Here is a 14,150-nt window from a genome sequence, read left to right as displayed (position 1 = left end):
ATGAACAAGTCATACGACAACAGTTAATGTATTTGTTTGCCCAGCGTCCAGACGCCTTTTACGTTCAATGATTGATCCAGTCTTACCAGATTCGCTACGTAACCCGCCTGAATACGGCCTAGTTGATCGCCCAGACTGATGATTTCGGCGGGAATAACAGAGGCCATCCGAAGGGCACTGGTAAGGGGTATTCCAGCCTGCTCAACGGCAATTCGCACGCAGTCGATCAACGTAATGGCTGAGCCCGCCAGATTCCCTTCATTATTCACGTAGCGGCCCGGACCGTTTGGATCGGGCTCATAATGCACCACGAATTGTTCTAAAGTAAAGTCTGGCCGGGGAGGATTGGCAAACAGCGCATCCGAAATCAGAAACAAGCGTTCACCCAGCAGCCGATAAGCAATGCGGACACTCGTCGGGTTACTGTGATAACTGTCGGCGATGATACTGGCCCGAACGCTGGGATGATCAAAAACCGCCCCCACTACGCCCGGTTCGCGACTTTCGAAGCCCCGCATGGCGTTGTACAAATGGGTGGCGAGCGGAATACCTTCGTTGAATGCCGCCATAGCCTGCTGATACGTAGCGTTGCTGTGTCCTAGTGAAAGAAGAGTGTTTGTATGCTTGAGGGTTTTAATTTTTTCCAGTTGTTCCGGTGTCAGAATTTCGGGGGCTAACGTCAGAATGCGAATGACATCGGCATTGGTGCTGAACAGGGTTTCCAGCTCCCCTTCGGCGGGTGTACGCACGTATGCCATGCTATGGGCCCCGCGTTTGACTGGGTTAAAGTACGGCCCTTCGATGTGAATACCCGGTACGCCGAGCGGATTTTCGTTCCGAACTACAGCCACGGCAGCCATCGACTGCTGCATAATAGCAAGCGATGTAGAATGAATGGTGGGCAGAAGGGTTGTTGTTCCGTTTTTGACGTGGGAATTATAAATATGCCGGACTGTTTCGGACGCTGGGATGTCGTTCAGAAACAAGTTTGAACCGCCGTAAAGTTGTAGATCCACCAGGCCCGGAATGAGGTAATCGCCGTTCAGATCGACAACAGATTCAGAACTGGAGATTGCATCGACAGGAAGTTCTGCCGCCGTAACTTCCGCTATCCGGCCGTTATTAATACGTACCGACGCTCCGGTCAGCCATTCATCGCCTGTGAAGACGGTAGCATTGATAAACAGATTCATGAGATTGAGCAGCTATTGAGCCACGTAATGGACAAATGATGGCCGGAATGTAGCCGATTTTTCGTTTTTTTGCGAACAATTTTGTGCCAGTACCAATCTGTTTATCTTTTGAACGCTGTTCGTTTACTTCCCCCCGCTACGCTGATCCAGCCCGGTATTGTTCAGGCCACGATTCCACTGGCTTCTTCAAAAAGCGAAAGTAATCGCGCCCTGATTATTGATGCTTTGACCGGCTTTCGCTGCCAGTTGCAAAATCTCTCAACGGCCCGCGATACGCAGACGATGATCCGGCTGTTGAAAGCTGACAGCGAGACGGCTGATGTGCTGGACGCTGGAACGACGATGCGTTTTCTGACGGCCTTTTTTGCTGTAACGGGCAAACGGAAAATCATGACAGGGACTCCGCGCATGTGCGAACGGCCCATTGGGATTCTGGTTGATGCATTACGAAATCTGGGTGCCGATATTACGTATCTGAATAAAGACGGTTACCCACCGCTGCAACTCAATGGCTTCACCGCATCGGCAACCAGCCGCCTGAGCATTCGGGGGATGTAAGCAGTCAGTACATTTCGGCCCTGCTAATGATTGCACCAACGCTGCCCGGCGGCCTTACGCTGGAACTGACTGGTGCTATTGGCTCGCGGCCGTACATCGAAATGACGCTGGAGCAAATGATTTATTTCGGTGCCGAAGTACAAGCCGACTGGAATGCCGAACGCGGCCCGGCCAAAACCATCACCGTAGCACCGAAACCGTATACACCAAAACCCTACGCTATTGAGTCCGACTGGTCGGGGGCAAGTTATTGGTACAGCGTAGCAGCACTGGCGAAGGACGAAACGGCGGAAATCAATCTGCTGGGTCTGAAGGCGAAATCCTTACAGGGCGACAGCGCCATTGTCAATATTATGCGGGCGTTAGGAGTCGAAAGCACTTTTACCGATAGCGGAGTGCGCTTGACCAAGCGGCCGGCTGAGGCATCGCTGGCCTGGGATTTTACCGACTGCCCGGATCTGGCACAAACGGTGGCGGTATGTGCTGCCGTGAAAGGCGTTACGTTAACCCTAACGGGGATTGAAAGCCTAAAAATCAAGGAAACGGATCGCGTAGCGGCCTTGCAGGCCGAGTTACAAAAAATTGGTGCTGAATTGGTGGAACTTGAGCCAAACAATCGTTACGTAGTGCGTCAGCTCAGCGCCAAACCAAAATCACCGGCCACCATCGCTACCTACGATGATCATCGGATGGCAATGGCTTTCGCGCCTGTGGCCATGCAGGAAGAAATTATTATCGAAGAACCCGGCGTCGTTGCTAAATCGTATCCGAGTTTTTGGGAAGATATGGCGCGGGTTGCCCAGGTTAGCGAAGTAGTTGAATGAAATTTCCGAAAAAAACCGGTTGGCCGCTTTCGGAACACTGAATCCGTGTCTAATCGACGCGGTTGTGTTTCAATTCATGCCGACGGCCATACACGTAGCGTAAGATAATACCAAAGCCCCAGCCCGAACCATCGGCTGTTACTACGGCACGTTGCTCCGACGTATTGTTTACGGTATAAAGCAGATCAGAGCGGAGGGCGGTACCCAGTCCCCAGTATTTACGAACATACGCGCCTAACTCGAAAAAAGGCGATAAACGGGCAGAATAGTCAATTCCGGCTTCGGCCAGACCCGTAATGCGACTGCTTGTAACGGTGGCGTTGGTGAGTCGTAGCGTATCCGTTCGACTACCACGATTCCGGGAAATGTAGCCGATGAGCCGAAAATCATCCATTTGTACGTTCCCGTTCGGAACGAGCCAGGCTCCGGCTGTCAGCCAGAAACCGGTACCATTGTCAGATCGTTTTCCGGAACCAATCCGTCGCTTCAGCCGCAACGGAATGCCATTACCACTGTTCTGGTACGTGTAAACAAGCGGATTTGCGCCGTTGGCAATGGTGATGTTTAAATGAACAGGTGCCTGCGCGTAACCCAGTTCAGCCGCCCAGGCATTCCGAAACGTATAACCGAGTAATACGCTCCAATTGGCTTTTGTCTGAGTGGCATTTCTGACCAGTCCGCTGAAGGAGTTGTCCAGCATACTGACATCACTACGAAAACCTCCTTCAGCGCTCGCGTACCAGGTCTGTACTTCTTTGAGTTGCCTGAAGAGTTCATTATCTGTCTTGTACAGGCGGGTCGACCGCTTCGGCTGCCGGTTGTAATTGTCCTCTGGATCGGCGGTTAAGACGCGTCGACGTTGCGAAGGGGGCGTGTAATAATTGGTGTCAATCACAACTTCCTGCGCCAGCGCCGATACAGACAGGCCGACTAAAAAGAAAAGCAGTGAGAGGTGTTTCATAGTAAGATACAGTTCTGACTAACAATATTATATCAATTACGCAGATTGTCCACACTACGTTGCTACTGACTTAAATAAGTGAAAACACTTATTTTTTCGTAATCGGTCAGTCGATTTGCGCAGTTCGTCAGCCTCCACCTGGCGGGTTCGCCAGACCTTTGTTGTGTACTTAGCAGACTCACAAACGTCATGAACACGACTTCCGGCAAAACTACCTTTCATACACTTGTTCTGGGCGCAACGGGCAGCATTGGCTATGCCGTAACGGCAAACCTGCTGGCCCGCCAGTTGCCCGTTACGCTTCTGGTTCGTAATCAGGCCAAAGCGGAAAACCTGTTTCCAAACCAGCCGACACTTACCATTGTGGAGGGTGATGTACAGGATGCGGTTTTACTGAACCGGCTGGCAGCGGGAAACGAGTTTATTTTTCATGGCATCAATTACCCCTATAATAAGTGGTTCGGAAACATGGATACCGCCACAAAAAAGGTAATTGATGCCGCTATGCAGCACCGCTCAACGATTGTTTTTCCGGGTAACGTCTACAATTTCGGTAACACAAAAACACCAATCCGGGAGGATAGTTTGCCCAACCCCTGCACCCGAAAAGGACAGTTACGCGTAACGATTGAGGCCATGATGGAACAGGCCGCAAAAGCGGGTGCCTGCCGCGTTCTGAATGTTCGACTGCCGGATTTCTGGGGACCAAACGTACTGAATGAAGGCGTAAAACCCATATTCGAAAATGCGCTGAATAGCAAAGCGTTACCCTGGCTCATAAACGCCGACATCCCTCACCAGGCAGTCTATACGAAAGATGCCGCCGAGATCATTGTCCGGCTGATGGAGCGGGAGGCCGCTACTCCTGAAAAGCAGAATGAAGCGCCTTATCAGGTATGGAATTACGGCGGAACAACGGTGCCGTCGATCCGGTGGTGGTTTGGGCAAATTAGTGCTATAACCGGTAAGCCTCTGAAAATCCAGTTGTATAATCGGTTTTTGATCAGTTTGTTAGGCTTGTTTTTGCCCATGTTACGTGAGGTGAAAGAGATGCTGTACCTCTACGAAAACACCATCCTGCTGGATGATCAAAAAGTGCTGAACCTATTCCCTGATTTCCAGCCGACACCCATGAACCAGGCCTTAACCGAAACGCTGGCCTGGTTTGACAACTACCAGAATCAATAACACTCACAGAATCAACATTTAAACGACGTAATCAAATGAAAACGATATTGAAATCCGAGGAGCTAATCCAGTTTTTAGGTGCTATTTATTTATTCTCCCGACTACATTTTGCCTGGTGGTGGTTTCCGGCGCTGATTCTGGTACCTGATATCAGCATGATTGGCTACGCGATCAATCCGGCTGTTGGCGCAGTTCTCTACAACATCGTGCATCACAAAGGGTTAGGCGTCGTCATCGGGCTGCTGGGCCTGATGACAGGCAATCAGAATCTAATGCTGGCGGGTATCATCCTGTTTGCCCATTCGACAATGGACCGTACCATGGGCTATGGCCTGAAATACTTCGACAGTTTCAAGCACACAAGTTTAGGGAGTTTGTAGTACATAAAAAACGACCCGAAAGCCTGGTGTTTTCGGGTCGTTACGTTACTAATAAGCTGTTGAAGGCTTTAGCTAATTTTCAGTACCCACACAGGTTGACCCGCGATTTGCTGCCGGACTTTCTCTGGAATCGTGATGCTTAAGCCGTCTTTGGTTTTGGTTACCTTCAACGATTGCGTCGTACCCAAAAGAGTGGCTTTGGCGGCTGGGGGCGTATTGAGCGGAGGCAATGATAAACTGGCCGGAATCTGCGTTTCTGAATCGGAGGGTAGGTAAGAGGCATAAACGGATTTGCCATTCGACGTAAACGCCCACTGCCCCTGCCGATACGGAGCCAGCGGCTTGGTACCGTAAATTGATTCGCCATTTACGTTCATCCATTTGCCAATTTCCTGCAAACGCTGATACGCTTCTTCGTGCCATTCACCGTCGGGTCCGGGTGCAATATTAAGGAGCAGATTGCCATTTTTAGCGACAATATCGACCAGCGTCTGCACCCACTTTCGGGCTGATTTATAGCGCTCTTTTGGGATATACGACCAGCTGTCGCCCATCGTCATGCAACTTTCCCAGGGAATCGGCATATAGTGGTCGGGAATCGACTGTTCGGGCGTTACGTAATTCTCAAACTCACCCGAAACGGTACGGTCTACCACCAACAACCCCGGCTGGTGCTGACGGGCCATCCCGGCAATACGTGCCATGTTAATATCCTGATTGTAAGGAATAGTACGTTGCCAGCTGATGGTCGAGTCAATCGAACTGAATGGACGTACCCAGCCGCCATCAAGCCAGAGAATATCAACTTTGCCGTAATCCGTCATCAATTCCTGAATCTGGTTGTACGTAAAATCGCTGAATTTCTGCCAGTGGTCGGGGTATTTTTTGGGGTCGTAGCTCACATTCCGGTCTTTCGGTGGAAAGTACGGCCACCAGTAATGTTCTGTATGCCAGTCGGGCTTGGAAAAATACGTACCGACCATAAAACCCTGCTGACGGAATGCGCCCAGAATTTCTTTCGTGACATTGCTACGTGGGTTCGTTGAGAAGGGCGTTTTCTTATCGGTAATTTTATAATCGGTCTGTTTCGTATCGAACATGCAGAAGCCGTCGTGGTGCTTGGTCGTGAAAATCATGTATTTCATCCCCGCTTTCTTGGCGGCATCAGCCCAGCGTTCGGGATTGAATTTTACGGGATTAAACGTCGTCTGGAGGTTTTCGTACGCTTTTTTGTACTCGTACCAATTCGCTGAATGCGGTCCCTTACGTTCGCACCAGCCCTCATCCTCCGGGCAAAGCGACCACGACTCAACGATGCCCCACTCGCTATACGTACCCCAGTGCATCAGCAGCCCGAACTTGATATCCTGCCAGTTCTGTAGTTTCTGTTTGACCTGCTCATCTTTCGGCCAAACGTATTTATCGTGTTTCTGTTCAGAATGTTGCTGAGCAAATAGCGGAGTGGAAAAGAGTAAGCTGGCAAATAGGAGAGTAAGGTTCTTTTTCATGAATAAGTTGTATTGAGAAATACGGGATTGACCCGTCAGAAAACAAAATTGCGGGTTTCTGCCCGCATTATACTTATGCCTGGGCCATTCGAAATGCGCCGGGTGTTTGTCCTGTCCATTTTTTGAACGACCGGAAAAAACACTCGGTTCGGCAAAACCAAGCAGATAGGCAATATCGGTAGTACTTAGATTGGGTTCGCGCAGATGACTAACAGCCAGTTCTTTCCGGGTTTCGTCGAGCAGTTGCTGATACGAGGTGCCCGCTTCTTTCAGGTGAAGCTGGAGCGTGCGGATGCCCATCGCCAGCCGGTCGGCAACGGTGGCCAGCGTGGGTTCTTCGCCTTTCATGATCGTAACAATCTCCGATTTTACGCGACTGCTCAATGAAGGAGCTTTGAGCCGGGTAAGAATATCCGTTGCGTGTTTTTCAAACAGCATCGAAAGGGTAGGGCTGGCGTTCAGCACGGGTATATTGAGCAGATGCGCGTTAAACACCATAGCCGTTACGTCGGCTCCGAACGTCAGGCGGGCCGGGCTAAACACGCGCTCATGTTCGCGGATATCCGCCGGTTGCGGATAGGCGAATCGAATCTCATCGGCCGTAACCTGAATGCCGCTTAATGCCCGCATGGCCGACAGATAAACCGATAGTTCGGAGTTGAGTGTATGTTCGGGATAAATGATATCGGAACTGGTGATTTCCAGCGACAGCTCGAACTGGCTTCCGGAAGGGGTGAGGTGTCCGGTGGTGCGGATACCCTCGCAGACAATATCCTGATACTGACAGAGTTTCTCAAAGGCCCGCCCAAGCGTAGGGCTGTGCATCATTACGTAGGCCAGTACGCCTATAGCTACCGGATTCACCAGTTCGCCGAGTTTCAGTGCAATGGCCGAATCGCCGGTAGCGGCAACGATTTCGCGCCATAAGGCCTGCACCTGCCGAATCTGCACCCGTCCGTCGGGATCGCGGAGTTGTTCGGCGGTAATACCTACCGATTGAGCCAACGCAGCTGAGTCGGCTCCCTGTTGCCGGGCCGCAAACAAAATCAGATTGATAGAGGCAACAGAAAGCGTATCGTTGGTGGTTGTCATCTAACGGAAAATACGGTCGTGAGAAATACGTAAATCGGGAAAAATGCGACTGGGGATTTCACCTGATTCGTACACATCGACTAGAACGTAGTGATTATCTTCAAGGGCATAGACGTTGACCGCCTTTTCTTTAGGCTGAACAATCCAGTATTCGCGCACACCCGATTCTTCGTATAAGTCAAACTTTTCGCTAAAGTCGTTCCTGGCAGTTCGGGGCGAGGTGATTTCAATAATCCAGTCAGGAGCGCCTAAACAGCCATCATCGTCTAACTTGCTACTGTCACAGACAATACAAATATCTGGCTGGACGACTGTATGTAATTTATCGGGCTTGCGTTCATTTCGGACCGGTAGCCTTACATCGAACGGAGCTGTATAGACTTCACATGATCTATCACCAAAATAAACACTGATATCTACCAACAAATGACTGACTGCTAGCTGGTGAGCTCGTTTTGGTGCGGGTAACATTTGATAAATCTTCCCTTTGATCAGCTCGACGCTTTCATCAAACTGCCATTTCAGGTAGTCAGCGTAGGTATACGTACCGTTTGGATCGAGTTGTGAGATATCGGTAATCATGAATGCTGTCGCGTAATTTCGTTACGCAAGTTCCTAAAATAGTTCGATGCCTGCAATAAACGACTGCCGTACCACGAAAACATCTCCCCATCAACCAGAACAATCCGCGCCGATGGGCAAATGGCCTTGAGTTCGGCTACGTGTTTCTGGGTAAATGGATAAGGCTCTGAGGATAAGAAGATTAAATCCGGATTGGCCAACTGCAAATCGGTCGGTGAAATTTCAGGATAGCGGCTTTGACTGGCAAAGACATTCTGGAATCCGGCTCGCTCCAGCATGGCATGAATGAACGTATCGCTGGCTGCCACCATGTAGGGTTTACGCCAGATGAAGTAAGCAACGCTTGGGGTGTGGGTGATGGGGAGGGAGTGAAACGATGAGTCAATTGTTCGGGCCATGATGTCCGCTTCTGCGCTTTTACCGACGAGGACGCCCACTTCCCGAATCATGGCGAGTGCTTCAGGAAGTGTATTGATGTCCGTTACGTGAACAGCGTACTGGCGTTGCAGTTCTTCAATCTGATGACGCATGTTTTCCTCTTTGTTTGCCAGGATGAGCGTAGGGTTAAGGGCTTGAATTTTATCGAGTTGCAGCGTTTTGGTTCCGCCCACAAGAGTTTTGCCCTTCACCTTATTGGCCGGATGAATACAGAATTTTGTGATACCAGCTACCTCCTCATCCAGCCCAAGATCAAAAAGCAATTCAGTTTGGGAGGGTACTACAGAAACGATACGTTGTGAAGTCATGGCTTTTGCCAATGGCATAATGCAAAGTTAGGCGCCATCACCGTCGGAGAGATAAACGGGCTCGATAAAAACCTGCCGGACGGTGGGTTCGGCTGCCTGAACGTCGTGCCGGATCTGCGCCATTGTCTGAACGGTCTCTTTGCTGCTGATGTCGAACCGAAAGGCGACACGCTGAATCAGAACAATTTCTTCGGGCCCCATCTGAAACGTAAGCGCCCGAATGGATTTCAGGACACCCGGATTTGCCTCTGTAGTCGCAATGATGTTCTGAACAACGTCAGGGTCGGCGGCTTCGCCCATCAACAAGCTGCGACTTTCGCGGGTGAGCAGAATCGAAACCGCCGTTAAAAGCAGCCCGATGAGAATAGACGCCACCCCATCCAGATACGGATTGTTTAGCTGATGCCCCAGAAATACACCCAAAAAGGCAATGATCAGGCCCAGTACGTCGGATGCATCTTCAAACAGCACCACAAACGTAGCGGGATTTTTGCTGGATTTTACGGCCGACCAGAAAGGTTGTGTGCCCCGCTGCTCATTGAAGGCACGTAGAGCCGTAATGAGAGAAGCGCCATCTAGCACAATGGCTACGCCCAGCACGACGTAATTCCAGGTTGGATTCTCGATCGCGTTCGGGTGTTGCAGGTGCGTAACGCCTTCATAAAACGAGAGGCCACCACCCACGGCGAAAATCAGCACCGACACAATAAACGAATAGAAATACAACTCCTTCCCATAGCCAAATGGCCGTTTGTCGTCGGCAGGTCGCTGGCTTCGTTTCATGCCCCGCAACAAGAGCACTTCATTGAGCGTATCGACTAGTGAATGTATGCCTTCCGAAACCATTGCCGAGCTGCCCGTAATGCTGGCGGCAATAAATTTGGTGATCGCAATGGCCAGATTTGCCCCTAAAGCGGTGTAAACAGCCGATTTTGTTGATGCCATAGTGATGGAACCGTTTGCGTGGTTATCTGTTTTCGCAACGAGTTAACTTCCCGGAAAGACCGCGAACGGTCTGGTTGATCTGCGTTGAAAAATCAGATGAATACGTGACTTTATTGACTAAAATCCACAATCAAAAGACGAGTCGTCCAGTGGACGAAATATGGGTAAAAAAACGGCTACGGCATTCATCCGCCAAAAAAACCGACTCAGCACCGATTTAGCCGCTTTTGCAAAGATTTAGGTCCAAATTCAAAAAAAATATGCAACGTTTACCATCCTAATGACTCATTTGGCCATGACACGATCCATTCTCACAACGCTTGTTGCCGCCCTTTTTGCCTCTCTTGTATATGGGCAGACGTCGGCTCCGGTGTCTGGTAAAATTACCTACGAAGGTATGCGCCAGGTCGACTTTTCGCAGATGCGCAGAAACGGCCCCGGCGGTGCTCCGGGAGGAGATGCCGCTACGCCCGATGCTTCCGACGCTGCTCCGCAGGTGATAAACTTTACCCAGAAACTCGTTTTTGCGGGTACTATGGCCAAAGAAGAACGTGATCGGCCTCAGGGCATGATGATGCGTCGGACCATGAGTGACGGCGGTGCACCCGAGCCGAATGGGGCGGGCGGGGGCGAGGGAAATCGTCCCTGGCGAGGAGGTAACGGCCAGCGAATGACACCCCCCTTTGAACAAACGACTTTTCTGGATTTGGCGAATCGGCAACGTATTGATGTGCTTACCGTAAAAAAAGATTCAGTCAGTCAGACGTACCGTTCCGAGCGGCCCATGCCAGCGGCAACCGATTGGAAGGAAACGGATAAAACCAGGAAAATCGCGGGCTATGTCTGCCATAAGGCAACGGCTGTGCATCGAAAAGCCCCGTACACCATTTGGTACACCACCGATCTGCCTTTTACGTATTCACCCGTGGCTGATCTGACACCGCCTAAAGGCGTAGTGCTGCAAATTGAATCGGATACTGAATCGTATAAGGCAACTAACGTATCGGCCGAAGCAATTGCCGAAGCTACGGTACAGCCGCCTAAAGAAGCAAAAACCGTTTCGACCGAAGAGATGGAGCAGATACGGCGGAAAGGAATGGCCGATTTTCGGCAGCGGATGATGCAGAATATGCCTGCGCCAAGAAACTAACGTTATGATGAATGCACAATGGATAATGTAAAATGTATAATGAGAAACGTATTGACTATGAAGCGCTATCTGCTCCTTTCAGTTTTCATTCTTCATTGTACCTTATTCATTAACAGTACGTTTGCGCAATCGACAGTGCAGGGGACGGTGGTCGACTCGCTGACGCGGAAGCCACTGCTCGAAGCGTCGGTTTCGCTGATGCTTGCCCGCGACTCATCGCTTGTTTCGTTTGGCATTACGGACGGAGACGGAAAATTCGTATTCCCGAAAGTTGCCGAGGGGCAATACCGGATTCTGATTACGTATGTTGGCTATCGGAGTCGGGCGCGTCGGGTTTCGGTTACCAAAAGCGACCCAACAGCCGATGTCGGCACCATTGATTTAGTAGCGCAGTCGCAGACGCTTATGGAAGTGTCGGTGCAGGGTGAAAAAGCACCGATTGCCGTTAAGGGCGATACGCTGGAATTTAATGCCGGTTCATTTAAAACCCGCCCGAATGCGCAGGTCGAAGATCTGCTCAAGAAACTGCCGGGCGTTGAAGTTGACCGCGATGGAACGGTAAAAGCGCAGGGACAAGCCGTAACGAAAGTGCTGGTTGATGGAAAACCCTTTTTCGGAAACGACCCGAAAATGGCAACCCGGAACCTGCCCGCCGATATTATCGACAAAGTCCAGCTCTTCGATCAGGCATCGGAACAGTCGTCCTTTTCGGGTGTAGACGACGGCGACCGCGAGAAAACCATCAACATCACCACCAAAAAAGACAAACGGAAAGGTACGTTTGGGCAGCAGACGATTGGGGCAGGCCCCAAGCCGGGCGATGATGCGCGCTATTCAGGACGGATCAGTTTAAGCCATTTCAATAATGGGCGCCAGATTTCGCTGTTAGGAATGGCCAACAACATCAATCAGCAGGGTTTTACGGCGCAGGATCTTGGCCTTGGCAGCAACTTTGGGGGTGCCGGGCAGGGCCAGGGTGGAAGTGCGGGTGGCGGGGGTAACGTTATCCGAGGAGGGTCGAGTGGTGGCGGGGGGAATGGAAGCGGCCAGGTGGGGAGCAATGCCATTACGCAATCGTGGGCGGGCGGTATCAATTATCGCGATGGATGGGGTAAGAAGATTGACGTTGTCAGTAGCTATAATGTCAGTAACACAAATACGCTGACCAACCAGAACAGCATCCGAACGAACGTACTGCCTACAGCCAGTACGTCCGGTACTGCGTCTCGCACCGATTCGGCCTTTGTCCGAAATCAGGCAAATGGCTCTGACAATACCAACACCAATCATCGGGTTAATCTGCGGCTGGATTACCGACTCGATACGCTGACTACCATTCGGGTAATTCCAAGCCTGTCGTGGCTAAGCTCAGATTACAATAACTTCAGCCAGTCGCAGACGACCAGCGCGGAGGGCGTATTGACAAATACGAGTCAGACAAATTACACCTCGGCAGGAACCGGCTTTACGGGCAACAACTCCTTCCTGTTGTTACGTAAATTCCAGAAGAAAGGACGTACATTTTCCGTAAACTGGAATGTGGCACTAAACGATCAGGATAACGAGGGCATCAATAAATCGGTCAATCAGTTTAATGGCTTGTCGACCACTCTGACGAGCGGAGTCATTACGAAAGACACGACAACGGGCCTGATTACGCAAACGATCAATCAGCGCAACAATCAACTGACGCGCTCGATGACCAACAGCATTAACGTGAGTTATACCGAACCGCTCTCGCTTCGGCAAACATTGGAGTTTCATTACAATCTGTCCAACAACCACAATACGTCCAACCGGTTTGTAAACGATTTTAATGAAGCTACGAATCAGTACGATCAATTGAATCAAACCCTGACGAATCGCTTTATTAATGACTATATGACGAACCGGGCGGGTTTAACCTGGCAGACGCGCCGGTTGAAGTATACCTACGCGCTCGGCGTCGATGCGCAGCAGGCAAGCCTGAATTCGGATAACCTGAGTACCGAGGTTAACCTTAACCGGACATTCAGGAACCTACTACCGAATGCACTCTTTACCTATAATTTCGGGAAAGGCCAGCGACTTCGCGTTAATTACCGGACGCGGGTAAATGCGCCATCGGTGAATCAGTTGCAGCCGGTGCGAAACAACACCAATCCGCTGAATATTCAGGAAGGTAACCTGGGTTTACAGCCCGAATACAGCCATACGCTGTCTGTGAATTTTAATCGGTTCGATGCCGCTACGTTCCGCAACATGTTTGTCTTTTTAAACGCCAGCCGCACCGATAATAAGATTGTGAATTCAACCGTGTTTTCGCAGGCGGGTGCGCAGACGACCCGACCCGTAAATACCGATGGCTATTACACACTTAACGGATCGTTTGTGTGGGGGCAGCCCGTCCGATTTGGTACGCAGAAAACCAACCTGAACCTGTCGACGAACGTAACGCACAACCGGGGTATGAGCTTTATCAATGAAAAGGCTAACCTGGCCAAAAACTGGCTCATCGGGCAGGGCGTAACGCTGAGCTCAAATTTTACGGATAAACTGGATCTGAATCTGTCGGGAAATATTAACTGGCAATCCGCCCGTTATTCGCTCCAGCCGCAGCAAAATACGAGCTACCTGAATCAGTCAGTTACGCTGGACGTGTATTATCAGCTTCCTCTCCGGTTTACGTTCTCTACCAATGTGTATTACAACCATTATGGCGGGAGTTCGGCAAGCTACAATCAGTCGTACACGCTCTGGAATGCCACCCTGTCTCGCCAGTTGTTCAAACAGAATCAGGGTGAAATCCGGTTTCAGGCCTTTGACCTGCTGAATCAGAACCAGAGCATCGTGCGAAACGTAACAGATACCTACACGGAGGAGGTGCGGAGTCGGGTACTGAACCGCTATTTCATGATTAGTTTTGTGTATAACCTGCGCCGATTCGGTGCGGGCGTTACACCACCCAGCGATCCGTTTGAACAGCGGGGACGCACTGGTGGTCAGGGACGTAGTGGCCGGAACCGCCAGTAACAAAAGCCAGG

10 protein-coding genes and 2 pseudogenes are annotated in these 14,150 nt (G+C 50.6%); 5 read left to right on the top strand and 7 right to left on the bottom strand.

The features are described 5' to 3' along the window. Nucleotides 1–23: 23 nt before the first annotated feature. The gene (gene nagA, locus LN737_RS29660) at nt 24–1,193 is read right to left on the bottom strand and encodes an N-acetylglucosamine-6-phosphate deacetylase (RefSeq protein ID WP_405514683.1); all 1,170 of its coding nucleotides are present in this window, start codon (nt 1,191–1,193) and stop codon (nt 24–26) included. 108 nt (nt 1,194–1,301) lie between these two features. On the opposite strand from nagA, the pseudogene LN737_RS29655 reads away from it, so the two are divergent. Next, a pseudogene (locus tag LN737_RS29655) lies at nt 1,302–2,575 on the top strand (3-phosphoshikimate 1-carboxyvinyltransferase). Between the two features lie 49 nt (nt 2,576–2,624). Here LN737_RS29655 and LN737_RS29650 read toward each other — a convergent pair. Beyond that, nucleotides 2,625–3,536, bottom strand: a complete 912-nt coding sequence (locus LN737_RS29650; protein ID WP_405514681.1) for a hypothetical protein — start codon at nt 3,534–3,536, stop codon at nt 2,625–2,627. 189 nt (nt 3,537–3,725) lie between these two features. On the opposite strand from LN737_RS29650, the gene LN737_RS29645 reads away from it, so the two are divergent. Then, nucleotides 3,726–4,724, top strand: a complete 999-nt coding sequence (locus tag LN737_RS29645) for an NAD(P)H-binding protein (RefSeq protein WP_405514679.1) — start codon at nt 3,726–3,728, stop codon at nt 4,722–4,724. Between the two features lie 35 nt (nt 4,725–4,759). Continuing rightward, nucleotides 4,760–5,104: a DUF4260 domain-containing protein gene (locus tag LN737_RS29640; RefSeq protein WP_405514677.1), complete on the top strand. Its 345-nt coding sequence runs from the start codon at nt 4,760–4,762 to the stop codon at nt 5,102–5,104. A gap of 68 nt (nt 5,105–5,172) precedes the next feature. Here LN737_RS29640 and LN737_RS29635 read toward each other — a convergent pair whose 3' ends face one another. The 5 genes and pseudogenes from LN737_RS29635 to LN737_RS29615 form a co-directional block, all read right to left on the bottom strand. Continuing rightward, on the bottom strand, nt 5,173–6,612 hold the full coding sequence (locus LN737_RS29635) for an alpha-L-fucosidase (RefSeq protein WP_405520575.1): 1,440 nt from the start codon (nt 6,610–6,612) through the stop codon (nt 5,173–5,175). Nucleotides 6,613–6,801: 189 nt separating this feature from the next. Beyond that, a pseudogene (locus tag LN737_RS29630) lies at nt 6,802–7,704 on the bottom strand (AraC family transcriptional regulator ligand-binding domain-containing protein); the annotation flags it as partial. Further along, a complete protein-coding gene (locus tag LN737_RS29625; RefSeq protein WP_405514675.1) occupies nt 7,705–8,286 on the bottom strand; it encodes a Uma2 family endonuclease in 582 nt (193 codons plus the stop codon). Further along, a complete protein-coding gene (locus LN737_RS29620) occupies nt 8,283–9,032 on the bottom strand; it encodes an ABC transporter substrate-binding protein (protein WP_405520573.1) in 750 nt (249 codons plus the stop codon). The genes LN737_RS29625 and LN737_RS29620 overlap by 4 nt, the downstream gene beginning before the upstream one ends. Nucleotides 9,033–9,059: 27 nt before the next feature. Continuing rightward, nucleotides 9,060–9,977 carry a cation diffusion facilitator family transporter gene (locus LN737_RS29615; RefSeq protein WP_405514673.1) on the bottom strand — a complete coding sequence of 306 codons (918 nt, stop codon included), beginning with the start codon at nt 9,975–9,977 and terminating at the stop codon, nt 9,060–9,062. A gap of 295 nt (nt 9,978–10,272) precedes the next feature. On the opposite strand from LN737_RS29615, the gene LN737_RS29610 reads away from it, so the two are divergent. Both LN737_RS29610 and LN737_RS29605 read left to right on the top strand, forming a co-directional pair. Further along, the gene (locus tag LN737_RS29610) at nt 10,273–11,127 is read left to right on the top strand and encodes a GLPGLI family protein (RefSeq protein WP_405514671.1); all 855 of its coding nucleotides are present in this window, start codon (nt 10,273–10,275) and stop codon (nt 11,125–11,127) included. A gap of 57 nt (nt 11,128–11,184) precedes the next feature. After that, a complete protein-coding gene (locus LN737_RS29605) occupies nt 11,185–14,139 on the top strand; it encodes an outer membrane beta-barrel family protein (protein WP_405514670.1) in 2,955 nt (984 codons plus the stop codon). Nucleotides 14,140–14,150 lie beyond the last annotated feature (11 nt).

Source organism: Spirosoma sp. KNUC1025, from assembly GCF_045160025.1.
Lineage (GTDB): Bacteria > Bacteroidota > Bacteroidia > Cytophagales > Spirosomataceae > Spirosoma.
The sequence above is the reverse complement of the archived record's forward strand: the minus strand, read 5'-3'. Positions and strand labels throughout refer to the sequence as shown.